At 66.8% G+C, this 23,320-nt stretch carries 23 protein-coding genes; 13 read left to right on the top strand and 10 right to left on the bottom strand.

Annotation, left to right across the window (positions count from 1 at the left end; genetic code table 11):
- Nucleotides 1–609 (bottom strand): hypothetical protein, encoded by a 609-nt coding sequence (locus AB4059_RS13660; RefSeq protein WP_498979598.1) that lies wholly within the window; start codon nucleotides 607–609, stop codon nucleotides 1–3.
- Here AB4059_RS13660 and AB4059_RS13665 point away from each other — a divergent pair.
- The 4 genes from AB4059_RS13665 (at nucleotide 538) to AB4059_RS13680 (ending at nucleotide 4,933) form a co-directional block, all read left to right on the top strand.
- On the top strand, nucleotides 538–1,227 hold the full coding sequence (locus AB4059_RS13665) for a hypothetical protein (protein WP_498979600.1): 690 nt from the start codon (nucleotides 538–540) through the stop codon (nucleotides 1,225–1,227). The two genes, AB4059_RS13660 and AB4059_RS13665, sit on opposite strands and share 72 nt — an antisense overlap.
- A gap of 129 nt (nucleotides 1,228–1,356) precedes the next feature.
- Complete coding sequence (locus tag AB4059_RS13670) at nucleotides 1,357–3,048, top strand: cation:proton antiporter domain-containing protein (protein WP_498979602.1); 1,692 nt, start codon at nucleotides 1,357–1,359, stop codon at nucleotides 3,046–3,048.
- Nucleotides 3,045–4,445, top strand: coding sequence for a pyridoxal phosphate-dependent decarboxylase family protein (locus AB4059_RS13675; protein WP_498979604.1), 1,401 nt, complete (start codon nucleotides 3,045–3,047; stop codon nucleotides 4,443–4,445). Before AB4059_RS13670 ends, AB4059_RS13675 begins: the two co-directional genes overlap by 4 nt.
- A gap of 110 nt (nucleotides 4,446–4,555) precedes the next feature.
- Entirely contained in the window at nucleotides 4,556–4,933 is a 378-nt protein-coding gene (locus AB4059_RS13680) for a YciI family protein (protein ID WP_498979605.1), read from the top strand.
- Here AB4059_RS13680 and AB4059_RS13685 read toward each other — a convergent pair whose 3' ends face one another.
- Entirely contained in the window at nucleotides 4,934–7,021 is a 2,088-nt protein-coding gene (locus AB4059_RS13685) for a TonB-dependent receptor plug domain-containing protein (protein WP_498979607.1), read from the bottom strand.
- Between the two features lie 138 nt (nucleotides 7,022–7,159).
- Nucleotides 7,160–7,636 (bottom strand): VOC family protein, encoded by a 477-nt coding sequence (locus tag AB4059_RS13690; RefSeq protein ID WP_498979608.1) that lies wholly within the window; start codon nucleotides 7,634–7,636, stop codon nucleotides 7,160–7,162.
- Nucleotides 7,637–7,762: 126 nt separating this feature from the next.
- Here AB4059_RS13690 and AB4059_RS13695 point away from each other — a divergent pair, with 126 nt between their 5' ends.
- Together AB4059_RS13695 and AB4059_RS13700 are read left to right on the top strand one after the other, a co-directional pair.
- Nucleotides 7,763–8,029 carry a DksA/TraR family C4-type zinc finger protein gene (locus tag AB4059_RS13695; protein ID WP_498979610.1) on the top strand — a complete coding sequence of 89 codons (267 nt, stop codon included), beginning with the start codon at nucleotides 7,763–7,765 and terminating at the stop codon, nucleotides 8,027–8,029.
- Nucleotides 8,030–8,040: 11 nt separating this feature from the next.
- Nucleotides 8,041–9,051 carry an alpha/beta hydrolase gene (locus tag AB4059_RS13700; protein ID WP_498979611.1) on the top strand — a complete coding sequence of 337 codons (1,011 nt, stop codon included), beginning with the start codon at nucleotides 8,041–8,043 and terminating at the stop codon, nucleotides 9,049–9,051.
- Here the strand turns inward: AB4059_RS13700 and AB4059_RS13705 are convergent.
- Together AB4059_RS13705 and AB4059_RS13710 are read right to left on the bottom strand one after the other, a co-directional pair.
- The gene (locus tag AB4059_RS13705) at nucleotides 9,014–9,502 is read right to left on the bottom strand and encodes an NUDIX hydrolase (protein WP_498979612.1); all 489 of its coding nucleotides are present in this window, start codon (nucleotides 9,500–9,502) and stop codon (nucleotides 9,014–9,016) included. The genes AB4059_RS13700 and AB4059_RS13705 overlap by 38 nt on opposite strands.
- Before the next feature lie 8 nt (nucleotides 9,503–9,510).
- Nucleotides 9,511–9,948, bottom strand: a complete 438-nt coding sequence (locus AB4059_RS13710) for a response regulator (protein ID WP_498979613.1) — start codon at nucleotides 9,946–9,948, stop codon at nucleotides 9,511–9,513.
- A 164-nt stretch (nucleotides 9,949–10,112) separates the two neighbouring features.
- Between AB4059_RS13710 and AB4059_RS13715 the strand changes: the two genes are divergently transcribed.
- The gene (locus AB4059_RS13715; RefSeq protein ID WP_498979614.1) at nucleotides 10,113–10,553 is read left to right on the top strand and encodes a hypothetical protein; all 441 of its coding nucleotides are present in this window, start codon (nucleotides 10,113–10,115) and stop codon (nucleotides 10,551–10,553) included.
- 35 nt (nucleotides 10,554–10,588) lie between these two features.
- On the opposite strand, the gene xth is transcribed toward AB4059_RS13715, so the two are convergent.
- On the bottom strand, nucleotides 10,589–11,440 hold the full coding sequence (gene xth / locus AB4059_RS13720) for an exodeoxyribonuclease III (protein ID WP_498979615.1): 852 nt from the start codon (nucleotides 11,438–11,440) through the stop codon (nucleotides 10,589–10,591).
- Nucleotides 11,440–12,480, bottom strand: coding sequence for an MBL fold metallo-hydrolase (locus tag AB4059_RS13725; RefSeq protein ID WP_498979617.1), 1,041 nt, complete (start codon nucleotides 12,478–12,480; stop codon nucleotides 11,440–11,442). Before AB4059_RS13725 ends, xth begins: the two co-directional genes overlap by 1 nt.
- Nucleotides 12,481–13,007: 527 nt before the next feature.
- Here AB4059_RS13725 and AB4059_RS13730 point away from each other — a divergent pair.
- Nucleotides 13,008–14,102, top strand: coding sequence for a right-handed parallel beta-helix repeat-containing protein (locus AB4059_RS13730; RefSeq protein ID WP_498979619.1), 1,095 nt, complete (start codon nucleotides 13,008–13,010; stop codon nucleotides 14,100–14,102).
- A gap of 307 nt (nucleotides 14,103–14,409) precedes the next feature.
- The gene (locus tag AB4059_RS13735) at nucleotides 14,410–15,729 is read left to right on the top strand and encodes a DEAD/DEAH box helicase (RefSeq protein ID WP_498979621.1); all 1,320 of its coding nucleotides are present in this window, start codon (nucleotides 14,410–14,412) and stop codon (nucleotides 15,727–15,729) included.
- Nucleotides 15,730–15,804: 75 nt separating this feature from the next.
- Here the strand turns inward: AB4059_RS13735 and AB4059_RS13740 are convergent, their stop codons facing one another.
- From AB4059_RS13740 to AB4059_RS13750, 3 genes are all read right to left on the bottom strand, one after another.
- Nucleotides 15,805–17,760: a M56 family metallopeptidase gene (locus AB4059_RS13740; RefSeq protein WP_498979622.1), complete on the bottom strand. Its 1,956-nt coding sequence runs from the start codon at nucleotides 17,758–17,760 to the stop codon at nucleotides 15,805–15,807.
- Nucleotides 17,753–18,145 (bottom strand): BlaI/MecI/CopY family transcriptional regulator, encoded by a 393-nt coding sequence (locus AB4059_RS13745; protein ID WP_498979624.1) that lies wholly within the window; start codon nucleotides 18,143–18,145, stop codon nucleotides 17,753–17,755. Before AB4059_RS13745 ends, AB4059_RS13740 begins: the two co-directional genes overlap by 8 nt.
- Nucleotides 18,146–18,246: 101 nt before the next feature.
- Nucleotides 18,247–19,098 (bottom strand): NAD-dependent protein deacetylase, encoded by an 852-nt coding sequence (locus tag AB4059_RS13750; protein WP_498979625.1) that lies wholly within the window; start codon nucleotides 19,096–19,098, stop codon nucleotides 18,247–18,249.
- Between the two features lie 101 nt (nucleotides 19,099–19,199).
- Here AB4059_RS13750 and AB4059_RS13755 point away from each other — a divergent pair, with 101 nt between their 5' ends.
- The 4 genes from AB4059_RS13755 to AB4059_RS13770 all read left to right on the top strand — a co-directional run bounded on the left by AB4059_RS13755 (nucleotide 19,200) and on the right by AB4059_RS13770 (nucleotide 23,241).
- Nucleotides 19,200–20,402 (top strand): low temperature requirement protein A, encoded by a 1,203-nt coding sequence (locus tag AB4059_RS13755; RefSeq protein ID WP_498979627.1) that lies wholly within the window; start codon nucleotides 19,200–19,202, stop codon nucleotides 20,400–20,402.
- Between the two features lie 493 nt (nucleotides 20,403–20,895).
- On the top strand, nucleotides 20,896–21,174 hold the full coding sequence (locus AB4059_RS13760; protein ID WP_498963280.1) for a hypothetical protein: 279 nt from the start codon (nucleotides 20,896–20,898) through the stop codon (nucleotides 21,172–21,174).
- Between the two features lie 143 nt (nucleotides 21,175–21,317).
- Entirely contained in the window at nucleotides 21,318–21,758 is a 441-nt protein-coding gene (locus tag AB4059_RS13765; protein ID WP_498963278.1) for a YciI family protein, read from the top strand.
- 25 nt (nucleotides 21,759–21,783) lie between these two features.
- Complete coding sequence (locus AB4059_RS13770) at nucleotides 21,784–23,241, top strand: DHA2 family efflux MFS transporter permease subunit (RefSeq protein WP_498979628.1); 1,458 nt, start codon at nucleotides 21,784–21,786, stop codon at nucleotides 23,239–23,241.
- The last annotated feature ends 79 nt before the right edge of the window (nucleotides 23,242–23,320 follow it).

The raw sequence follows: 23,320 nt of genomic DNA on the forward strand, positions 1-23,320 counted from the left end.
TCAGTACTGCTGCAAGCCGAGGATCGACTGCAGCACGCTGGTCAGGATGACCGCGATGTTGTCGTTGCCGTTGTTGTTGCCGAAGTCGTAGTTGTCGCCGTTGCCGTTATAGGTGCCGTAGCGGTAGTCGTTGCCGTAGGAATCCTCGTAACCGCGCTGGAAACCCTCGCGGAAGTAGTGGTTGTACTCGCTGCGGTCGACGTAATACCCGGTGTAACCGTAGCTCGCGTCCTGGTAGGCGAAGTTGTTGCGCCAGTCGCTGCGCCAGCCGTCGCGGCGGTCGGCCATGCCGGCGCGCACGCCCATCTGGTAACCCTCGCGCACGGCCTGTTGCAGCAGCTCGGCCTGGTAGCGGTTGGCGTCGTAGTAGCGGCCGTCGCGGACGTAGCGATAGGACACCGGCGCATTCCAGTACGCATCGCGCGCATAGTTCTGCGCGGCCAGGCGCTGCTGCTGCGCCAGCTGCTGCTGCCAGTACCACTGCTGGTAGGCGTACTGCTGCGAGCGGCGCTGCGCCTGGAGCGCGGCGATGCGGTTGTGCTCGGCGGTGCGACGCGCGGCCATGTAGTTGCGATAGTCGATTTCGCGCTGGCGCTGCATCTGGCTCATGCGCTGGCGCTGCGCTTCGGTGACTTCCCGCTGGTGCGCGACATTGCGTTGCTGCGCTTCCCGGCGATCGGCCTGGTGCTGGAGGTCGGCGCGATGCTGCGCGTCGCGGCGCGCATCGGCCTGGCGACGCTGCGCTTCGTCCCGGGCTTCGGCCTGGCGATGCTGGGCTTCATTGCGCTGTTGCGCCTGGCGATGCTCGGCCTCGCGACGTGCGTCGGCCTGGCGACGTTCGGCGTCGCGATGCTGCGCCTGTTCGCGCTGCTGGGCCTGGCGCTGTTGCGCCTCGCGATGCTGGGCCTGCTCGCGCTGCTGCGCCTGGCGCTGTTGCGCCTCGCGATGCTGGGCCTGCTCGCGCTGCTGCGCCTGGCGCTGTTCGGCCTGCTGGTGCTGCTGCGCCTTCTGGCGCTGCTCGGCCTGCTGGCGCGCCTGGTCGTTGTGCTTCTGCGCCTCGGGGTGCGCTTTCTGCGGGGAATGCTTGTCCTTCTCCGCATCCTGGTGCTGCTTGTCGTTCTGGCGCGCCGAGGCATCGGGCGCGACCAGGCCACCGGCGAGGACCAGGCCGATGGCGCCTGCGAGGATGAGATTCCGTTCGAAACGCATGGCACACCTGTGGGTTGATGGAACTGTGTGCAGTTGGCGGCCGTAGCGCTGAATCGATTCTGAGAATTCGCGTGAAGCCCTTGTCGCGTTCAGGTTGTAGAGTCGTAGCCCGCGTGAGTCGCGCGTGAACCGAGGATCCCCTGCACGATGCCCCATGGCCTGACACTCATTTCGACGTTGGCGACCGCGTTCGGCGCGGCGTTGATCCTCGGTTTCATCGCCGCGCGCCTGCGGTTGCCGGCGCTGGTGGGTTACTTGCTCGCGGGTTTGCTGATCGGGCCTTTCACGCCCGGGTTCGTCGCCGATACGGGCCTTGCGGCCGAACTGGCCGAAATCGGCGTGATGCTGCTGATGTTCGGCGTCGGCCTGCATTTCTCGTTGCAGGACTTGCTGGACGTGCGCAAGGTCGCGTTGCCCGGCGCGGTGCTGCAGATCGCGGCGGCGACGGGCCTGGGCGCACTGGTCGCGCATCAATGGGGTTGGTCGTGGGGCGCGGCGATCATTTTCGGGCTCGCCTTGTCGGTGGCCAGCACCGTGGTGCTGCTGCGCGCGCTGGAGGCGCGCGGCGTACTGGATTCGATGAACGGCCGCATCGCGGTGGGTTGGCTCGTGGTCGAGGACCTGGCGATGGTGCTGGTGCTCGTCCTGTTGCCGCCGATCGCCGGCGCATTGGGGGGCACGGCGGCGCCCGAAGGCGGCGCCAACCTGTGGCTCGCGCTGGGCACCACGCTGTTGAAGGTGACAGCGTTCCTCGTGGTGATGCTGGTCGCCGGCCGCAAAGTGCTCCCGCGCATGCTGTGGTGGGTGGCGCAGACCGGGTCGCGCGAACTGTTCACGCTGGCGGTGGTGGCATGCGCGGTGGGCATCGCGTTCGGCGCGGCGGAATTGTTCGGCGTGTCCTTCGCGCTCGGCGCGTTCTTCGCGGGCATGGTGCTGCGCGAATCGGAGTTCTCGCATCGCGCGGCCGAGGAGTCGCTGCCGCTGCGCGATGCCTTCGCGGTGTTGTTCTTCGTCTCGGTCGGCATGTTGTTCGACCCGATGGTGATCGTGCACGAACCGCTGCGGGTGCTGGCGGTCGTGGCGATCATCGTGTTCGGCAAGACCCTCGCCGCCGCGCTGCTGGTGTTGTTGCTGCGCTATCCGCTCAACACGGCCCTCACCGTGTCGGCGAGCCTGGCCCAGATCGGCGAGTTCTCCTTCATCCTCGCGGGCCTGGGCGTGTCGCTGGGCGTGTTGCCGAAGGAGGGCAACAGCCTGGTGCTGGCCGGCGCGATCATTTCCATCGCGCTCAATCCGTTGTTGTTCGCCGCGATCGAGCCGCTGCAGAAGGCGATCCGCAAACGTTCGGCCCTCGCGCGGCGCCTGGAACAACCGGTCGACCCCATGGCTGCGCTGCCGATGACCACGGACGCGAAATACCTCTCCGGCCATGCCGTGCTCGTCGGCTACGGCCGCGTGGGCAAGCGCATCGCGCAGCAGTTGACCGCGGGCGGGATCCCCGTTGTCGTCGCAGAGCAGAACCGCGAGCGCGTGGAGCAACTGCGAGCGCAAGGGTTCGCGGCCGTCTCGGGCGATGCCTCCGAAGCGGCGACCCTCGCGCAGGCGCACATCACCGGTGCGCGCTGGCTCATCGTCGCCACGCCAGACACCTTCAGCGTGCGGCAAATGTCGGAAGTCGCGCGCACCCTGAATCCGAACATCGACATCATCGTGCGCAGCCACAATGCCGAAGAGGCCGCGCTGCTGGCGCAGGAGCATGCGGCGGGCAAGGTGTTCCTCGGCGAAGTCGAGCTGGCCGACGGAATGAGCGACTACGTGATCGAGGCAAACCGGACATGACCGCGCCCTACGACGATCTGCTCTCGCGCGCCCACGCGCATGCGCTCGACTATCTGCACGCGCTGCCCGAACGCCGCGTCGGCTCCACCGCGAGCCGCGACGAACTGATGGCCGCCTTGCGCGCGCCGCTGTCCGTCGAAGGCGAAGCACCGGAGGCCGTGCTCGACCTGCTCGCATCGCAGGCGCCGCGCGGGGCGGTGGCCTGCAACTCGCCGCGCTACTTCGGGTTCGTGATCGGTGGATCGACGCCGGTGTCGCTCGCGGCCGATTGGCTCGTATCGACGTGGGACCAGAACGCCGGCATCTACGTGATCTCGCCCTTGGTTTCGGTCGTCGAGGAAGTTGCGGGCGAGTGGTTGCTGGACGTGTTCGATCTGCCGCGCGATTGCGGCGTGGGTTTCGTCACCGGCTGCCAGATGGCGAACCTCACGTGCCTGGCCGCCGCGCGCCACGGCGTGTTGCGGCGCGTGGGCTGGGATGTCGAAGCTGACGGCTTGCAGGGCGCGCCGCGGATCAACGTCGTGGCCTCGGCCGAATCGCACATCACCATCGATGTCGCGTTGCGCTATCTCGGACTGGGCACGCGCTGTATCAGGCGTATTCCGTCCGACGCGCAGGGCCGCATGGAACCCGAGGCATTGCGCGCGCTGCTGGCCACGCTCGAAGGCCCGACGATCGTCTGCGCGCAGGCGGGCAACGTGAATACCGGTGCATTCGATCCGTTGCGCGAGATCGGCGAAGCATGCAACGCGCACGGCGCGTGGCTGCACATCGACGGCGCCTTCGGCTTATGGGCGCGCGCGAGTGCGAGCGATGCGACGCGCGCCTTGGTCGACGGCGTGGAGCTCGCCGATTCCTGGGCCACCGACGCGCACAAATGGCTCAACGTTCCCTACGACTGCGGCGTGGCGCTGGTCAAATCGCGCGAAGACCATCGCGCGGCGATGACCACCGCGGCGGCCTACCTGGTGCAGACCAAGGGCCCCGAGCGCGATGCCGTCGACTGGGTGCCCGACTTCTCGCGCCGCGCGCGCGGCGTGCCGGTGTACGCGAACCTGCGGGCGCTGGGCCGGGAAGGCACCGCGCGCCTGGTCGATGGCCTGTGCGCCCGTGCGCGCGAAATGGCCGCTGCCCTCGCGCAGGAAGCGGGCGTACAGATCCTCACCGACGTGGTCCTCAACCAGGTGCTGGTGCGTTTTGGCGACGACGACGAACGCACCCGGCGGGTGATCGCCGGCGTGCAGCAGGAAGGCACGTGCTGGCTCGCCGGGACGACCTGGCAGGGCAGGGGCGCCATGCGCATCTCGGTCTCCAACTGGGCCACGACGCAGGCCGATGCCGCCCGGAGCGCCGCCGCCATCCTCGGGGTCTGGCGCCGGGAGCGCGACGGAAAATAAATTCGCGGCGCGTGTCGATCCGCGCCGCCCCCACTCGTCGAACGAGATGAAACGGGCAGGCCTCCCCCCGGGAGCGGCCCTTTCCATCCACCCCAGCGAGGAGTTCCACCATGCGTTTCTTTTCCGTCGTCCGCGTGCAGGAAAACAATGGCCAGGTCCCCAGCGAGCGCCTGATGGCCGAGATGGGCAAGCTCATCGAGGAGTTCACGGCCAAGGGCGTGTTGCTCGACACCGGCGGCCTGCGCCCCACGTCCGAAGGCGTCCGCCTGCGCAACAACCACGGCAAGCTCAGCCGCACCGATGGCCCGTTCACCGAGACACGCGAAGTGATCGGCGGCTACGCCATCCTCAAGGCCGATTCGCTGGCCGAAGCGCTCAAGCTGACCGAGCGCTTCCTCCAGGTGCACGGCGACGAATGGAACGTCGAGTGCGAAGTGCGCCAGATGGAAGACATGGACGCCGATTGCGGGAAGCAGGCGGCGGCGTGATCAGAACTTCCCACTGAACGTGATGCTGTAGATCGGACCGATCGTCCGGTTGCGCATCTCGTGGAAATCGATGGGGCCCGTACGGCGGTCGACGTACACCGTGCGGTCCCACATCGACATCGCATCGCCCAGGTTGCTCGCCTGCAGGCGGATGGTCATCCCGAGGAGGTTCTTGCGTTCGACGAACAGGTTGCCCCAGATCGGACCTTCCCACTGGCGGCCCACTTCGGTGAGGCGGTAGTCGAGTTCGTAGTAGGAGTAGTCGATCGCGCCGCCCCAGGCCCAGTCGGTGTTGGGGATGTCGTGGCGCAGCGCGATGGACGCGAGTTCGGCGAGGTTGTTGCTGATCGGCCGGTCCTCGAACGTCAGCGGATCCTGCACGTTGCTGCGTTCCATCTGCCAGGTGGCATCGATCTTCGCGCCCTTCCAGCCGAGCGGATCCATGTTGATCGTGCCCTTCCACTCGAAGCCGTACAGCGTGGCTTTCTCGAGGTTGCCGGGGCTTTCGCCGTCCAGGCCGATGGGAATGGTGTCGACGATGTCGTCGATGCGCTGCCCGTAGACGCGCAGCGTCGTGGTGCCCCACGCGCCGAGCTTGCGGTTGCCTTCGGCCGACAACTCCCAGGTCTGTGGCGGCACGAGATCGGGATTGCCCGCGTTGGCCTGGTCGTTGGTGAGGTTCACCGAAGCGATGAAGTCGTAGAAATTCAGCTGGCCCACGCGGCGCTCGAGTTTGAAGTTCCAGTCCATGTTCTCCGACTGCTTCCACGCGAAGGACACCAGGCCCTTGGGCCGGCGGAACGTGCGCGTCAGGCCGCCTGCGCCCACTTGCTCGAGGCGCGAGTATTCGCCGCCCAGGTTCACCTGCAACTGCAGGTCGGGCGTGAGCTCGCGGCCGTAGCTGGTCATGAGCTCGTAGCGGTCTTCCTGCACCGTGGCCGTGCCGTTGGGCAGCGGCACGACGACGAAATCGTCGGTGCCGCTGGACACCGACAGCGTCGAAGCGCTTTCCAGTTTGTTGAACGCGTATTCGCCCGACACCTGCAAATCGCCGCCGAATCCCTTCCAGCGATATTCGCTGCGCGCGATGCGTTCGGTTTCGTTGCCGATGCGGCGGAAGCGCGCGCCATCGGTGGGGGTGATGTCGCCATCGAGATAATCATCGAACACCGTGTCGACCAAGGGATCGTGCGTATAGCGATCCAGGCCGATCAGCTTCAGGCGCCCCGGGCCGAGCTTGAACTCGTAGTCGCCGCCCAATTCCCAGTTGTAGCCGCCTTCGTCCTCGAGCACGGTGCGGAAGCGGTCGGGCACGGTGGGGTCGCCGACGCGGATGCCGTTTTCGACGTAATCGAAGATCAGGCGCTGGTAGCGCCCGTTGAAGTTGCCCTTGCCGCCGCTTTCGGTGGTCCACGCCAATTGCGCGCTGAGCGTCGGCGCATCGCTCTCGCCGGTCCATTCGTCGTTGCGGTTTTCGCGCACCGAGCCGTCGGCGTTGTAGATCACGGTGGGGCCGCCGGCGCCGCTGTGGTTGGCGTTGTTGGTGAAACCCACCGTCCAGTCCATGCGTCCGGCCGCGCCGCTGACCGAGACGTTGCCGCGCGTGAGCTGCGGATTGGTGAAATCGCGCCGCACGTCCGGGCGCCATTCCCATTGGCCGCTGATGCCGGCGGCCTTGGTGACCACGTTGGCCACCTGGCCCGACAGGCCGGGTATGTCGAGCGTCGCACCGTCGACGATCTCGATGCGCACCACGTTGCCGGAGGGAATGCGACCCAACTGGCTCAGCACGTCGTTGGATTTGGCGGAGATGCGCTGGCCGTTGATCAGGACGTTGCCGGTGGCCTGGCCCAGGCCGCGTTCGACCACCTGCGTGCGGATGACGAAGCCGGGCACCTGCTCCAGCATGTCCAGCGCGTTGTTCGGTGCGAAGCGTTTGAAGTCGTCGGGCGTGTAGGTGCGCGCGGCGTTTTCGACGGTGGGTTTGTCCGGCGGCGCGGCGGCCTCCTGCGCAAGCGCATTGGCGATGGAGAGCGGCAACAGGGCCGCGCATAACACTGCGCCACGCAGGCGATCGGAACGACGCATCTCAAACCCCCGGGCAATTGCGAAAGAATGCAAAACCGAGGGCACGGCGCACCGTGCCATCGGTCCCGGAGATGGATGAGGGGTCGTGCGGTTTGGTTTAAGCGATCGACGCGACCGTGTCGGAAGTCATGGTGTTTTTCAGTTCGTGCGTTGCTTCATGTCTTCCAGCCACGCCTTGCCGCGCCGTTCCATTTCTTCCTTCGACACTTCTTCCTTGTGCGTGCCGAGCATCCACTTGTGGCCGAAGGGATCGACCACCGTGCCCATGCGATCGCCCCAGAACTGATCCTCGGGCGGCTGCACGACGGTGGCGCCTGCCTTGACGGCCTTGTCGATCGCCGCGTCGGCGTCCTTGACATAGATGAGCATGCCGCCGGTGGCGCCGCCGCGCGACTTGGGCGAGAGCGCGCCCCATTCGGGAAATTCGTCGGAGAGCATGAAGCGCGAGCCGTCGATGTCCATTTCCGCGTGCGCGACCTTCTCGCCCATCGGCAGGCGATAGGTTTCCTTCGCGCCGAAGGCGTTCTTGTAGAAGTCCATCGCCTTGTTCGCATCGTCGACGACGACCGAAGGCGTCAGGGAGTGGTAACCGGAGGGCATGTAGGGAACTGCCATGGCGGGGGCTCCGTCGGGTGGGGGAGGCGTGAATTTGCACGGGCGGTCGTTACGCGGCGATCACGGGCGCGTTGCATTCATTTGTCCACGCGTATTCTCTTGCGTCCCTTGCGATTGGAGCGGTGCATGGCCACCGGGTGGGCGGGCGACAACGCCGTCAACGACCAGATCGACGCCACCGTGAAGGACGGCGTGCAGCGCGTGCGCGATCGGATGCCGAAGGGGCCCTCGCTCGAGCAGTGCGAAGAGTGCGGCGCACGCATTCCCGACGCGCGGCGCGAGGCCGTTCCCGGCGTGCGCCTTTGCGTGCCGTGCCAGGAAGCGGCGGACGAAGAAGAGCAGGCCTTCAGCGGCTACAACCGTCGCGGAAGCAAGGACAGTCAATTGCGCTGAAGGGGAAGGGCATGGCCAGGGAGGCACGCAAGGGCAGGGGAGTGAAGCGGACGCTGTTCGTTTTCCTTCTGGTGATACTCGCGCTCCTTGCCTGGACGCGGTTCTCGCCGTGGCCCTCGGCGCTCGCGATCCGCGCGGTGTTCGACTACGGCGGCGCGCAAACCGCGCGCAAGCTCGAAAAGCACGTGCCTGCTACGGGCATCAACCAGATGCGCGACGTCGAATACGACGAACGCGACCCCGACGCCAAACTCGACCTGTTCGTTCCCGCGGGCAAACCGCCGCGCACGACGATCGTCTGGATCCACGGTGGCGGCTTCGTCGCCGGCCGCAAGTCGGAGGTCGCCAACTACGCGCGCATCCTGGCTTCGAAAGGCTACGGCGTTGCGAGCATCGAATACACGCGTGCGCCCGAGGCGCATTACCCGGTGCCGGTGGAGCAGGCCAATCGCGCACTGGCATGGTTGTCGGCCAATGCGCCGCGCTATGGCATGGGGCGCGACCGCTTCGTGCTTGCCGGGGATTCGGCAGGCGCGCAGATCGCGGCGCAACTGGCCAACCTCAGTACCTCGCCGGAGTACGCGCGCGAGATGGGCATCCACCCGGCCGTCGAGCCTGCGCGCATCGTCGGCGTGCTGCTGTTTTGCGGCCCGTACGATGCGGCGTTGACGCGCACGTCGGCGGGCGGCAAACCACCGTGGTTCATCCGCTCGGTGATGTGGGCCTACATGGGGCGCAAGGATTTCTGGAACAGCCCGCGCATGGCCACGTACTCGGTCGCGCGGTTCGTGACGAAGGCGTTCCCGCCGGCGTTCGTTTCGGTGGGCAACGACGATCCCTTGCAGGCGCATTCGTATCTGCTGGCCGATGCCTTGCGCGCGCAGGGCGTGCATGTCGACGCCTTGTTCTGGCCGGCCGACCACAGGCCCGCGTTGCCCCACGAATACCAGTTCGACCTGGAGACGGCCGAAGGCAACGAAGCGCTCAGGCGGGCGGAGCAATTCCTGGCATCCCTTCCCTGAGTGCGACCTCCAGGCGGTCGAGCAATGCGCATTGCGCGGCCAGCAACTTCACGCGCGCTTCGTCGAAGGTCAGCCACGCGGCGCGGTCGACTTCCGGCCAGCGTTGCACTTGGCCGCTGCGGGGCGGCCACTCGATTTCGAAGGTGTTGCTGCGCAACTGCGTGACATCGAAATCGCCTTCGACGGCGAAGGCGTGCACGCGCTTGCCGCTGCGTTGGGTGATCTGGCCGAGCGGGTAGAGCGCGCCTTCCAGTGGTGATCCGAGTTCTTCCTCGAATTCGCGCAAGGCCGTGGCTTCGAGTGTTTCGTCGCCTTCGGTTTTGCCCTTCGGGATCGTCCACGCCCCCTCGTCGCGATTGCGGAAGAAGGGGCCGCCCGGATGCGTGAGCAACACGCGCACGGCATCGGCGTCGCGACGCCACAACAGGATCCCGCAGCTGGTCTCGGGCACCTTGCCGCTCAGGCGGCCGCGGGCATCACCGTGGCGATGCGGCGTTCCTTGTAGAGCAGGCGCACTTCGACCAGGTTGCGCACGCGCAGCAGCAATTCTTCCGGATCGAAGGGCTTGCGCAGGAAATCCTTCGCACCGTAGCGCAAGGCCTGGGTGCGATGGCCCGATTCGGCGGTGAGCGCGAGAACGGGCAGGTAGCCATCGCGCTCGCACGGCTTGAGCGCTTCCATCACTTCGAAGCCATCCATGCCGGGCATCAGCACGTCGAGCAGGATCGCGTCGAAATCCTGTTCGCGATGCAGTTCGAGCACTGCGTGCGGATCGGTGGTGCAGGCCACCGACGTGTAACCGGCACTGGTCAGCACCTCCTGCAGCGTGCGCAGGGCATCGAGGTCGTCGTCGACGACGAGGATGCGGGCGGAAAGGATGTCGGCGGCGCTGATCATCGATGGGGTCCGGGGGCGGCAATTTGCGGCCGACGTTCCGGCCTGAACGGTGAAATCCCGATGAAGCGGCTGTTGGCCCACGGCCGAGTTCGCTGTGTCCGATACGGCTGCTTGCCCGCGTTGAGTGCTGCGTCAGGGGTTTGCGCGCACTACAGGAGAGACACATGAAACGCCAGGTCGCGTGGCTTTGCGCCACGCTGTTGTCGCTCGTCGCCATTCCCGCCTTCGCGCAGGACAGCGCCTACACGGAGGGGACGGTCACCAACGTCTCCGCCATCAAGGTGGTGGACGGGCAGTTCGAGAACTACATGGACTACCTGAGCAAGAACTGGAGGCCCGTGATGGAAGAGGCCAAGAAGGCCGGCTACGTCCTGGACTACCACGTGTACGGCGCCCAGGCGCACAACCCGCAGGAAGCGGACCTCTATCTGGTCGTGACGTATCCGAACATGGCCATGCTCGACGGCATGGACAAGAAGATGCAGCCGATCCAGGAGAAGGTGACGAAGATGAACGTGCGGCAGGCCGACGAGGCCTCGGGCAAGCGCACGGTGATGCGGACGTTGTTGGGAGATGAGTTGCTCCGCGAGTTGAACTTCAAATAGCGAATCGACCCTCCCTTGCGCGGAGCGAGGGAGGGTTACGCCTTGCGCTTGGCGCCTTTCTTCGTCGCGACTTTCTTCACGACCTTCTTCGCCCCGAGCTCCACCCACGTCGGCGCATGATCGCTCGCGCCTTCCAGGTCGCGGACCCAACGATCCACGCCGGCCGCCTTCAAGCGCGGCGCGAGTTCGCTACTCAGCAGCAGATGGTCGATCCGCAGGCCCGCATTGCGCGGCCAGTGGTTCCGGAAGTAATCCCAGAAGGTGAAGATCTTCTCTTCGGGATGCAGTGTGCGCAGTGCGTCGGTCCAGCCTTGCGCGAGCAGGGCTTCATAGCGTTCCCGGCTTTCCGGTTGCAGCAGCGCATCCTTGCGCCAGTGCGTGGGATCGTAGATGTCGAGTGCGTCGGTGGGCACCACGTTGTAGTCGCCGGCGAGCACCACCGGATGCTTGCTGTCGAACAAGGCCTGCGCGTGTTCGATGAAGCGATCGAACCATTGCAGCTTGTAGTCGAACTTCGGGCCCGGCCGGGGATTGCCGTTCGGCAGGTAAAGGCAGCCGACGATGACGCCGTGCGCCGCCGCTTCGATGTAGCGGCTGTGCGGGTCATCGCGCATGCCGGGCAAACCGCGGCGGCTTTCGATGGGGTCGCCGCCGCGCGAGAGGATCGCCACGCCGTTCCACGAGCGCTGGCCGAGCCACAGTGCGCCGTAGCCCGCGTCGCGGATCGCGTCGATCGGAAAGCCTTCGTCGGCGGCCTTCAATTCCTGCAGACACGCGATGTCCGGGGCTTCCTTCTCCAGCCACCGCAGCAGGTGCGGCAGGCGCGAGCGGATCCCGTTGACGTTGAACGTCGCGATGCGAAGGCTTGCGTCCTTGCGTGCCGCCATCAGGAACTCGGTTGGGGGGGCGCGTTGCCGCGCGGTGCCGCAAAGGGTTCCAGATCGAATGTCGCGGCATCGTGGTGGACCACTTCCAGCCCGGTCGCGGTGCGCGTGGGCGTGGGTTCCTGGAGCGCGGGGCCCGTGCGTTTGCGGACGATCTTCTCGACGTAAGGGTCGCGCGCCAGCGGCTTGATGGGATCGGCCGGCAAATGCGCGGCGCGTCCTGCGAGGCGTTCGAATTCGCGCGGGTCCTTCGCGCAATTGAGGATCACGTCGGGGTGCTTGTAGCGCATCGCGCGCAGGCGTTGCTGCGTTTGCGCGAAGGCCGCCGGGTCGGTGGTGGTCAGCTTCTCGTACAACTGCATGCCCAGGCGGCCGTGCGGATCGACGTTCATTTCCCGCGAGTCGGCGTACGCATCGCCGCAGTGCAGGTGCCAGCCGTTCTCCGCGCTGATCGCCACGCCCGCGTGTCCGGGCGTATGCCCGTGCAAGGGCAGCATCACGATGACGTCCGGCGGCAGGCCGACGAGGTCGCGCACGCAGGGCATGCCTTTCCACGGGGCTTCGGACAGTGCGTCGTACTGGATCCAGCGCGTGCGCGTGGACCACTGCATCGGCCGATAACGTTGCTTGGCGCGCCAGCTCGCTTGCGCAGCGGCGTATTCCACTTCCTGCGCGAAGACGTGGACGCGTGCGTGCGGAAAATCGTCGAGCCCGCCGGCCTGGTCGAAATCCAGGTGCGTGAGCACGATGTCGCGCACGTCGTCGGCCCGGAACCCCATCGCTTCGATCTGGCGCACGGCGGTCATCTCCGGGCGCAGCTCCGGCGCGAAGAGCCTGCGCGCGGCAGGCGAGAGGCGCCGCTCCGGATCCATGACATCGCCCATGCCCAGGCCCGTGTCGACGAGCAACAGGCCTTCACCGGTTTCGACCACCAGGCAATGGCTGACGCAGCGGCCGCGCGTGAGCACGCCGTGCGTGGTGCCATCGATGAGCCGCCCGCCGAAGGGGCGCGTGCTGATGCAGTTGAGACGATGGATGCGCACGGGGGGCTCGCGCGGGAAGTTGGGAGGCAGACTTTACGAACGAACGCGAGCATGACTGCGTTGCGGCCGTCCTGCGCATGAGGGCATTGCGCGCGCAGTTGTGCGCTCTGCAGTAACGCAATGCGCGAACACAGCGGTGTCGAGCGACGGCATGGATGTTGCACCGCACAGGATTCTTGGAAAAAAGCCGTAAAAAACGCGGTCAAAAGTTATTTGCGTGTTAATCGAAATCGCATTCATGCGCGCTCGTCGTCACTCGTCTGAACCACAAGCAACGTGAATGCGCCAATCGTGTTTGGATGGGTGATGAGGGGGTGAAACGTTTGTCGCGACGTGTACAGTCCGTCCACGCCATCACGAGACGTCGACAAACACAACGACGCTCCAGCGTGATCGGTCGCAGTACTTCTTCACTTCCATTGACTTGGTCGACCAGCTGCTCATTGGGCGCAATTGTCGACCCGCCAACGAAAGGGGCTCAGACCTTGAACAACACGAATCTCGTGCACGATGTGCGCGAGGCAGGAATGCCTCGTCGCGAATTTCTCCGCAACTCGCTCGTCCTCGCCGCTCCGCTGGTCATCGGCGGTGTGTCGATGCCGGCCTTCGCCCTGACGACTCCCCCGAGCCGTACTCGCGGCAGCACGGTCCGTGACGTCAAGAACTATGGCGCCGTGGGCAACGGCAGCCACGACGACACCTCGGCCATCCAGGCCGCGATCAACTCGCTGCCCACCTCCGGCGGCACGGTCACCATCCCGGCCGGCACGTACATGATCGACACGTCGAAGAAGATCCGCCTGCGCAGCAAGATGCACTTGAAGCTTGCCTCCGGTGCGATCCTCAAAGCGAAGACCTCTTCGCTGTCGCGCCACTACATCATCCTGATCAGCGGCGGCTCGGACGTGGAAGTCTCCGGCGGCCAGCTCATCGGCGACCGCGACACGCACCACTACGGTTCGGGCACCAGCGAATGGGGCCACGGCATCTCCATCGGTGGCGGCGTCACCCGCGTGACGATTCGCGACCTGCGCGTGTCCAAGTGCACCGGCGATGGCGTCTGCATCGGCGGCAGCGCCAACGACGTGGTCATCGCGAACATCATCTCGACCAACAACCGTCGCCAGGGCCTGTCGCTCACGCACTGCCGCAACATCAAGGTCTACGACTCGGAGTTCAGCTACACCAAGGGCACCGCGCCCGAGTGCGGCATCGACATCGAGCCGGACGAAGGCGGTACGTGCTCCAGCGTGCTGATCCAGAACTGCCGCATGAACAACAACAACAAGTACGGCGTGAACATGTGGAAGCGCTCTTCGGGCATCACCATCACCGGGTGCACGATGGAACGCAACGGCAGCCTGGGCATGAGCACGACGGGCATCACCAGCCTGAAGATCACGAACAACACGATCCGCTACAACTCGGCGACCGGCGTGGTCTACAACACCGGCACCTCGGGCGTGACCCACAGCGGCAACCTGTCGTACCAGAACTACACGCGACTGGGCGCCCGCAGCCGCACGCCGTTCACGATGACCGGCTGGTCCAGCAAGATCGAGCGCGACATCCTGTGGAAGAGCTCGTCCTCGCGGACGATCGGTACCAACAAGTACCAGTAATCAGGGATCGAACGCCCGGCATCAGAACCGGGATCCTGAAGCGGCGCCCTCCGGGGCGCCGTTTTTTTTGCGCCCGGGGCCTGATTTGGGCGCCGGACCGTGTTAAGGTTCGCCCCGCTCGCGCACGGCCGTAGCGTTTTCCCGGCCCCCGGGTCCCATCTTGGCGGACCCAACTCCGTACCTCTTTCGTCGCGCGACACGCGCCGGCTACCTGCCGGGGCGCACAAAACTGACTCGACAGCGCGGTATCAGGGAAAGCTTCGAGTGCACGCCGCCATGCGCGGCGTGCTTCACATCGGAGCTCCAAATGACGTTCGAAACCCTCGGGCTTTCGCCCGCGCTGCTGCGCGCGCTCGCCGACAACGGCTACACCACCCCCACGCCGATCCAGGCCGAAGCGATTCCGCTGGTCCTCAGCGGCCAGGACGTGCTCGGTGGCGCGCAGACCGGTACCGGCAAGACCGCCGCGTTCGGCCTGCCGTTGCTGCATCGCCTTTCGGAAGGCAAGCCCGCCGCTTCCACCGGCCCGCGCAAGCCGCGCGCGCTGATCCTCGTCCCCACCCGCGAACTCGCGGTGCAGGTCGGCGACAGCATCAAGGCCTACGGCCGCCACCTGCGCCTCAACGTGACCACGCTGTACGGCGGCGCGGGCATGCAGCCGCAGATCGATGCCTTCCGCCGCGGCGTCGACATCCTCGTCGCCTGCCCGGGCCGCTTGCTCGACCACCTGGAGCGCGGCACCGCCAAGCTCGACGCGGTCGAACTGCTCGTCCTGGACGAAGCCGACCGCATGCTCGACATGGGCTTCCTGCCGGCGATCAAGCGCGTGCTCGCGCGCGTGCCGGCCAATCGCCAGACGCTGCTGTTCTCGGCCACGTTCGAGTCCAACATCAAGCAGCTGGCGCTGGAATTCATGAAGTCGCCGCAGCAGGTGCAGGTCGCGGCGCAGAACACGATCGCCGAAACGATCGTGCACCGCGCCCATCCGGTCGACGGTGCGCGCAAGCGCGACCTGTTGATCGACATCCTCGCCAAGCGCCACACCGAGCAGGTGCTGGTGTTCGGCAAGACCAAGCACGGTTGCAACCGTCTGGCCGAACAGCTCGTGGCGGCCGGCCTGTCGGCGGTCGCGATCCACGGCAACAAGAGCCAGGCCGCGCGCCAGCGTGCGTTGAACGAGTTCAAGTCGGGCAAGGCGCGCGTGCTGGTGGCCACCGACGTCGCCGCGCGCGGGCTGGACATCCCGAACCTGCCGCTGGTGATCAACCACGACCTGCCGATGGTCGCCGAAGACTACGTGCACCGCATCGGCCGCACCGGTCGCAACGGCGCAACGGGCGAAGCGCTCTCGCTGGTCTCGCCGGACGAAGGCGGTCTGCTGCGCCAGATCCAGCGCATGTTGAAGGCCGAGATCCAGATGGACCCGGTGCGCGGCTTCGAGCCGAGCCGTCCGATCCGCCTGGATGCTTCGCCGTTCAACGCGGGCAAGCCGACGCAGCGTCCGCAGCGCGGGCATCGTCCGCACGGCAAGCCTGCGACGGCGCAGCCGCGCCACGCGCATGCTGGTCCGAAGCAGCATCGCAGTGCGGCCGGCAAGCCCGGCGGGCGTCGCGATTCGCGCGCCTGATCCGCGATTTGCCTGAAACGAAAACGCCAGCCTCGCGGCTGGCGTTTTTTTTGCCCCGTGGGAGGGCGGTGTCGCTTATTGCGCCGAGCGTGCGAAGGGCGCCGGCTTCGCCAATCCCTTCTGCATCGCTTCGCCGATCAACACGTCCAGGTCCTTCTCCGCTTTCTTCGCGAGCTTCTCCTGTTGCTTGCCGAGTTCGCCCATCTGCTTGCCCAGGGTGTCCATCGGCTTGGAGGCTTCTTCCATCTGCGCGCTGATGCGTTCGATCGGCGCGTGGTCGCGTTCGACCTTCTGCGACTCGCGCTCCATGATTTTGCTTTGCGCTTCCATCTGGTTGCCGAGGGCGTCCATCTGGCGGCCCAGGTCGTCCATCTGCTTGTCGAGCGCTTCGCTTTCGGCGTCGGTGCCGGCCTTGCGTTGCTTCATCGCAAGCAACTGCTGGCGACCGGAGAGCTCCATCTGCTGTTGACCCAGCGCCGCCATGCGCTCCTGCGCGGCCATCATGTCGGGCGAGGGCATCTGCGCCTTCGACAGTTTTTCCATCTGCGCACCGAGCGCTTCCATCTTCTTGCCGTGCACGTCCATCTGGTCGCCGAGCGCGGACATGCGGGTGCCGAGCGCCTCGCTGTCCTTCCACGCGGCCTGCGCGCGGCCGACGATCGACGGATCGTCGATCACCCAGGCCTTGCCGTCGCGGCGGAACCAGATGAAGTCGCGCTGCAGGCTGCGCTTGGCCACCGCGATGTCGTCCATGTCGTCGGTGGAACCGGACATCGCATACCCATCGCGTCCCTTGCGGACCAGGGCCCATGCGTTGTCGTCGTGGCCGTAGCGCGTGACTTGCGCGAGAGGTTCGCGCGCTTGCGCGGGTTCGGCGACCGGCGCGGGCGCATCGGCCGGTGCGGCTTCGGCGGCGGGCGCGGCGGGCGCGGCAGGCGCCGCTTGCGTCGCAGGCGCGGCGGCGATGGCAGGTGCGACCGGCGCGGCAGCAGGGACGTGCGCAACGACCGGCGCGGCTTCCGGCGCCTTGCCGATCTGCGCCTGCGCATAGAAGGCGATGCACGCGGCGGCGACGCCGATCAGGGGAAGCGCGATCCGGCCGGCGGGCAGGCGATGGCGCGGTTGCGGGCGAAGCAATTGCTGGATGCGGGACATCAGGTGGCCTCCGTGGGCGGCATGCGCGAGGTGGGGCAGGGCGGGACGTGTGCGTTGCAGGTCCGACAGCGTGGCGAGCGCGACCGCGAGGCGGCGCCCGTCGCCGATGACCTGCGCGGCGATCGCATCGGCGACGAGTTCGCGTTCGACGCGAATGCGATGCGAGAGCCACCAGGTGACGGGATGGAAGAACAACAGCGCTTCGGCCGCGCGCTGCAGCAGGTTCACGAGATAGTCGTGGCGACGCACGTGCGCCAGTTCATGCGCGAGCAGCGCTTCGACCAGATCGGGCGGCATGCGCAGTGCAACCGACATCGGCAGCAACACGACCGGGCGCCAGAATCCGGCGACGACCGGCGAGTCCAGCGATTCGACCAGGCGCAGCGCAACGCCGCGCAGGTGGAATCGCAGCGCGAGCGCATCGAGCGTCGCCTGCCAGCGCGCCTGCAAGGGCGGCTGCGGCGAAAGACGCATGCGCTGCACCCAGGCAACGCCAAACAGCGTGCGCAGGCAAAACACGCTCGCGCCCGCGGCCCACAGCGCGACGATCATCGGCTGCATCAAGGCCAGGCGCGTTTGCCAGTCGGCAGGCGCATCGCTGCCGTCGACGGCCACGACGTCGTGGTTCGCGGCGAAGGCCTGGAAGGGCGTCGTCGCCCACGTCGCATCGAAGAACGCGCGGCACACACTGAGGATCGGCACCAAGGCCAGGGCCAGCAGCGCCAGGCACGCGATCGCATAGCGGACCTGCGGCCGGGAATGTCGCGCGATGCGCAGCACGAGCCCCACGAAGGCGCCGATCAACGCCCCCTGCCAGGTGAAATCGACAAGCGCCTGGCCGATCGCCGGAATCAGGTGTTCGATGAACTCATGCATCGCGCGATCCCTCGTCGTCCTGGTGGGCGTCCAGCAACTTGCGGATTTCGTCGCGCTCGGCGTCGGAGACGTGCGCGTTCAGCGCGGCCAGCACCAGGCCCTTACCGGAGCCTGCGAAGGCCTTCTGGATGAAGTCGGTGAGCAGGTGCGTCTGCAGCGCGTCCTGCGCCTGCGCCGCGGCGTAGACGTGCGAGCGCTGCGTTTCGTCGCGCACCAGCAAGCCCTTGCCGTGCATGACCTGCGCCAGGCGCAGCACGTTGGCGTAGGTGACGCTGGGCTTTTCGTCCTGCATCGCCTGGTGCACGTCCTTGACGGTCGACGGACCGATGCGCCAGAGCGTGTTGAGCAGGTCGAGTTCGGCGGCGGTGGGCTTGCGGTCGGTCATCGGCGAGGGCGCGTGCTTGAGGCGATGTGGCCACGCTACGCCGCCTAGACCGAGTTGTCTAGACCATTTTGTCTATGAAGGAAGTCATGGGGCGGATCGGGCTATGCGGCGACGCCGGCGCTCTGGATTCCCAACAGATTCAATGCGTTGTCGAGTGTTTCTCCGCTGTCGGCGTCGAGCTTGAGCGTCGCGATCCCATCCGCGCGGGTCGTCCCCGACGTGAGGATCGCAAGCGGCAGGCCGGCATCGCGGGCGCGCAAGGCGAACCGGTAGCCCGAATAGACCATCAGCGAGGAACCGACGACGAGCATCGCGTCGCTCGCCTGCAAGGCCGCCTGCGCATCGAAGACGCGATCGCGCGGCACGTTCTCGCCGAAGAACACGACGTCGGGTTTCAGCAAGCCCTCGCAGGTTTCGCAATGGGGCGCGACGAAGGCCGTCGTGTCGATCGCATCCAGGTCTGCGTCGCCGTCGGGTGCGATCGCCGCTTCGACCGCATGCGTCCATTCGGGATTGCGCGCGGCCAGCTGCGATTGCACGTCATCGCGCGAAGACAAGGCGCCGCATGCCAGGCAACGCACGGCATCGATGCGCCCATGCAGATCGATGACCGCGCGGCTGCCGGCGCGTTGATGCAATCCGTCGACGTTCTGCGTGACCAGGCACGCGACGCGGCCGGCGTGTTCGAGCGCCGCCAACGCGCGATGGGCCGCGTTCGGCCGCGCGCGCGCGACCATCGGCCAACCTGCGTGGCTGCGCGCCCAGTAGCGTGCACGCGTGGCGGGCTCGTGCAGGAAGGCCTGGTAGGTGACGGGCGGTTTGCGCTTCCACTCGCCGTTGCGATCGCGATAGTCGGGGATGCCCGAGGCGGTGCTGCATCCGGCGCCCGTCAGCACGAACACGCGCGGATGCGCATGCAGCCAGTCGGCGAGGGCGTGGGCGTGGGATGTCATGGAGACCTCGGGTTCGAAGGGATTGTCGCGCGCGCGCCGTGAGCGTGCCCGCCACGTGCGCTCCGGCATGATCGACGGCCTTCCGACCGCGAGCCCGCCGCATGCGCCAACGCCGTCCGTCCCTGTTGCGCTCGCGCGACGCCGCCGACAGCGGCAAGGTGGGGATGGTCGAGCTGTTTTTCGACCTCGTCTTCGTCTTCGCGGTCACCCAGTTGTCCCGGACGCTCGTGGGCGATCTCTCGCTCACCGGCCTGATGCACGTGGGCTTGCTGCTGCTAGGCGTGTGGTGGGTGTGGATCGACACCTCGTGGGTCACCAACTGGCTCGATCCGGAGCGCATTCCCGTCCGCGTGGCGTTGTTGGCCCTGATGCTCGCCGGACTCGGCATTTCGATTGCGATCCCGAAGGCCTTCGACGCGCACGGCGTGTTGTTCGCGCTGTCCTACACCGCGTTGCAGATCGGCCGCACGCTGTTCTTCCTGTGGGCCGTGCGCGCCGAGCCGCTGCACCGCCGGCGCAACTTCCAACGCCTGCTGGTGTGGACGATCGTGTTTTCGGCGTGCTGGATCGCCGGTGCGACGACCACGCACGACGCACGCCTGGGATGGTGGGCGCTCGCGCTGGCGATCGAATCGCTCGCGCCGATTTCGTATTTCTGGGTACCGGGCCTGGGCCGTTCGACCATCGAGGACTGGGATGTCGAAGGCGCGCACCTGGCCGAACGCTGCGCGTTGTTCATCATCATCGCGCTGGGCGAATCGCTGCTGGTCACCGGCATGACCTTCGCCGCGCGGGAATGGGACCTGCCCACGTCCACCGGTTTCGCCAACGCGGTTCTCGGCACGATCCTGATGTGGTGGATCTACTTCGACACCGGCGCCCAGCGCGCGACCCAACGCATCGAACGCGCCGACGATCCCGGCCGCGAAGCGCGTTCGGCCTACACCTACGTGCACATCCTCATCGTCGGCGGGATCATCGCCTCGGCGGTGGCCGACGAACTGGTGATCGCGCATCCGCACCGGGGCGGGGTGCTCGGATCGGCGATCGTGCTCGGCGGGCCGATCCTCTACCTGCTCGGCAACGCGACCTTCAAATGGATCACCAACGACCGCCGCGCACCGCCGCTGTCGCACCTGGTCGGCCTGGGGTTGCTCGTCCTGCTCGCATGGCCGACGGCCGCGCACCTGCTCTCGCCGCTGCACCTGGCCATGCTTGCCAACGGTGCGTTGCTGGTGGTTGCGATCTGGGAGTCGCTGGCCGTTCGCGAGGTCGTCGGGACCGAACAGTTGCCCGGCGAATGAGGGTCGGCTTGCGCAAACCCGGTGCCGGTCGGGTCGATTCGCCCCGTCGACCCCGCCGCCTGACGGGTCCAATGCATGCGATTCGACGCGATTTTCATGCCAAAGGGGCTTCAGGGGCGAAATAGTGGGGGGAGGGGGATTACAAATGCGCGCGGTTTCATGCAGGATGCGCGCCGGCCGCTTACCTTGTGTCCGCCGATGCGCTTGCGTGTGTTGTCGTCCCTGGTCGTTGCGTCCCTTGCCTGCAGTTGCGCTCATCAGCGCGGCTGGACCGGCGAAGGCGCCACGCCCTTCGACACCGCACAAGCCGATTGCGATGCGAAGACCCGCGACCTCGATGCCGGTAAACCGCGCGAGGATGGGTTCGACGCTTGCATGGCCGGACATGGGTGGAAGCGGCCATGACCCGCGGGGGACAACGCGAACATCACGACAGATCCCGTATTCCTGCAAGATTGACCCTCGGGCGAAGTGCCCGGACGAGGAGGACTCCATGCGTAACGAAACGAAGACCAAGCTCGCCCTGGCCTGTGGCGCGCTGATCGCCGTGGCCCTGGTTGGCTGCAAGAAGAACGAAGAAGCCACCCCGGCCGCTTCGGCCACCGTCGCTGCCCCGGCCACCATGGCCGCCCCGGCTGCGCCGATGACCCCGGCGATGCCGGCGACGGCGATGCCGGCCGCTTCGATGACGGCCCCGGCCGCGTCGACCGCCGCCGCTCCGGCCGCCGCTTCGACGGCTGCCGACGCTGCCGGCGCCCCGGCGACCCACTAATCGGGTCGGCAAGGCAACAAGCGACACCAGGACGGCGGCCGAAAGGCCGCCGTCTTTTTTTGTGCGTTATTTTCCGAACCCCTGTCGATCCGCATCGCCCCCGTTCGTCGTCCTTGGCGTCACCCCCAACAAGGAGTCCGCTCATGCGCGTCATGGTCATCGTCAAAGCCACCCCCGGTTCCGAAGCCGGCGCCCTGCCCACCGAAGAATTGCTGCGCGACATGACCGCGTACAACGAGGCGCTGGTGAAGGCCGGCATCCTCCTCGCCGGTGATGGCCTCAAGCCTTCGAAGGACGGCGCGCGCGTGCGCTTCTCGGGCAAGAGCCGCACGGTGAGCGACGGCCCGTTCGCCGAAACCAAGGAGCTCGTCGCCGGGTTCTGGGTCTGGCAGGTGCGTTCGATGGAAGAAGCGATCGAGTGGGTCAAGCGCTGTCCCAACCCGATGCCGAACGAAGATTCGGACATCGAGATCCGCCCGCTGTTCGAGGCCGAGGATTTCGGCGACGCGATGCCGCAGGAATTGAAGGATCGCGAGAAGCAGTTGTTCGAAGAAGCGGCCGCGCGCAACGCGCAACGCCAGTAATCGAATCGCAACCAGGATCCCCCGCATGCAACTCGATGTCCGTCGCCGCTGGATCGCCCTGATGGTCTTGTGCCTGGGCGTGCTGATGATCGTGCTCGACTCGACGATCGTGAATGTCGCGCTCCCGTCGATCAAACAGGACCTGCGGTTCACCGACGCCTCGCTGGTATGGGTCGTCAACGCCTATCTGCTGACCTTCGGCGGCTTTCTGCTGCTGGGCGGGCGGCTCGGCGACCTGTACGGGCACCGGCGTCTGTTCCTCGCGGGCATCGTGGCGTTTACGTTGGCTTCGTTGTGGTGCGGGCTGTCGTCTTCCCGCACCGAACTGGTGATCGCACGCGCCGTGCAGGGTTTCGGCGGCGCGGTGGTCACTTCCGTCGCGCTGTCGCTGATCATGATGCTCTTCCACGCACCGGCCGATCGCGCGAAGGCGATGGGCGTCTACGGCTTCGTGTGCGCGGGCGGCGGCAGCGTCGGCGTGTTGCTCGGTGGCTTGCTCACCAGCGCGCTGGACTGGCACTGGATCTTCCTGGTCAACATTCCGATCGGCGTGATCGTCTTCGCCCTGTGCCTGCGCCTGTTGCCGGGTGGGAGCGGGCACGCGGCGGGCGGCAAGCTCGATGTCGCCGGTGCGGTGACCGTCACCGTCGGCATGATGCTCGCGGTGTACGCGATCGTCGGCGGCAACGAAGCGGGATGGACGTCGCCGACGACGCTCGGCCTGCTCGCCGCGGCGCTGGTGTTGCTCGGCGCGTTCCTCGTGATCGAGTCGCGCGTGCGCGAACCGCTGATGCCGCTGGCGATGTTCAAGCTGCGCAACGTCGCCACCGCCAACGTGGTGGGCGTGTTGTGGGCCGCGGCGATGTTCGCCTGGTTCTTCCTCTCCGCGCTCTACATGCAACTGGTGCTCGGCTACGGGCCGATGCAGGTCGGGCTCGCGTTCCTGCCGGCGAACCTGATCATGGCGGCGTTCTCGCTCGGGCTCTCGGCGAAGATCGTCATGCGCTTCGGCATCCGCGGGCCGCTCGCGGTCGGCTTGCTGCTCGCGGCCGCGGGGCTCGCCTGTTTCGCCGCCGCGCCGGTGGAAGGCGACTTCACCACGCATGTGTTGCCGGGGATGGTGTTGCTCGGCATCGGCGCCGGGCTTGCGTTCAATCCGGTATTGCTCGCGGCGATGAGCGATGTGTCGCCGGCCGATTCGGGCCTGGCCTCCGGCCTGGTCAACACGTCTTTCATGATGGGCGGTGCGCTCGGGCTCGCCGTGCTCGCCAGCCTGGCCTCGGCACGCACGGCGTCGCTGCAGGCGGCGGGCGTGGAGGCGGTCGCCGCACTCAACGGGGGATACCACCTGGCGTTCGTGATCGGCGCGGCGTGCGCGGCCGGTGCGGCGCTCATCGGTTGGGTCGTGATCCGTGTTCGGACGCCCGTCACGGATTCACACGGGGCAGGGCTGCCGGCGGGGGATCAAGCGGCCGTGGAGTGACGAACGGTCGTCACAGGACTGATCAGTGGAGACGCAAACTCTTCCATTCGGGACAAGGCCGCAGGCTTAATAGCGCCCA

It is taken from the genome of Lysobacter sp. 2RAF19 (genome assembly GCF_052115395.1).
Lineage (GTDB): Bacteria > Pseudomonadota > Gammaproteobacteria > Xanthomonadales > Xanthomonadaceae > Noviluteimonas.

Bases quoted from the DNA above. Each gene is read 5' to 3' on its own strand.
- AB4059_RS13660 (WP_498979598.1), bottom strand. From the start codon at position 609: ATGAGCCAGATGCAGCGCCAGCGCGAAATCGACTATCGCAACTACATG.
- AB4059_RS13670 (WP_498979602.1), top strand. From the start codon at position 1,357: ATGCCCCATGGCCTGACACTCATTTCGACGTTGGCGACCGCGTTCGGC.
- AB4059_RS13675 (WP_498979604.1), top strand. From the start codon at position 3,045: ATGACCGCGCCCTACGACGATCTGCTCTCGCGCGCCCACGCGCATGCG.
- AB4059_RS13680 (WP_498979605.1), top strand. From the start codon at position 4,556: ATGCGTTTCTTTTCCGTCGTCCGCGTGCAGGAAAACAATGGCCAGGTC.
- AB4059_RS13685 (WP_498979607.1), bottom strand. From the start codon at position 7,021: ATGCGTCGTTCCGATCGCCTGCGTGGCGCAGTGTTATGCGCGGCCCTG.
- AB4059_RS13690 (WP_498979608.1), bottom strand. From the start codon at position 7,636: ATGGCAGTTCCCTACATGCCCTCCGGTTACCACTCCCTGACGCCTTCG.
- AB4059_RS13695 (WP_498979610.1), top strand. From the start codon at position 7,763: ATGGCCACCGGGTGGGCGGGCGACAACGCCGTCAACGACCAGATCGAC.
- AB4059_RS13700 (WP_498979611.1), top strand. From the start codon at position 8,041: ATGGCCAGGGAGGCACGCAAGGGCAGGGGAGTGAAGCGGACGCTGTTC.
- AB4059_RS13710 (WP_498979613.1), bottom strand. From the start codon at position 9,948: ATGATCAGCGCCGCCGACATCCTTTCCGCCCGCATCCTCGTCGTCGAC.
- AB4059_RS13715 (WP_498979614.1), top strand. From the start codon at position 10,113: ATGAAACGCCAGGTCGCGTGGCTTTGCGCCACGCTGTTGTCGCTCGTC.
- xth (WP_498979615.1), bottom strand. From the start codon at position 11,440: ATGGCGGCACGCAAGGACGCAAGCCTTCGCATCGCGACGTTCAACGTC.
- AB4059_RS13730 (WP_498979619.1), top strand. From the start codon at position 13,008: ATGCCTCGTCGCGAATTTCTCCGCAACTCGCTCGTCCTCGCCGCTCCG.
- AB4059_RS13735 (WP_498979621.1), top strand. From the start codon at position 14,410: ATGACGTTCGAAACCCTCGGGCTTTCGCCCGCGCTGCTGCGCGCGCTC.
- AB4059_RS13740 (WP_498979622.1), bottom strand. From the start codon at position 17,760: ATGCATGAGTTCATCGAACACCTGATTCCGGCGATCGGCCAGGCGCTT.
- AB4059_RS13745 (WP_498979624.1), bottom strand. From the start codon at position 18,145: ATGACCGACCGCAAGCCCACCGCCGCCGAACTCGACCTGCTCAACACG.
- AB4059_RS13750 (WP_498979625.1), bottom strand. From the start codon at position 19,098: ATGACATCCCACGCCCACGCCCTCGCCGACTGGCTGCATGCGCATCCG.
- AB4059_RS13755 (WP_498979627.1), top strand. From the start codon at position 19,200: ATGCGCCAACGCCGTCCGTCCCTGTTGCGCTCGCGCGACGCCGCCGAC.
- AB4059_RS13760 (WP_498963280.1), top strand. From the start codon at position 20,896: ATGCGTAACGAAACGAAGACCAAGCTCGCCCTGGCCTGTGGCGCGCTG.
- AB4059_RS13765 (WP_498963278.1), top strand. From the start codon at position 21,318: ATGCGCGTCATGGTCATCGTCAAAGCCACCCCCGGTTCCGAAGCCGGC.
- AB4059_RS13770 (WP_498979628.1), top strand. From the start codon at position 21,784: ATGCAACTCGATGTCCGTCGCCGCTGGATCGCCCTGATGGTCTTGTGC.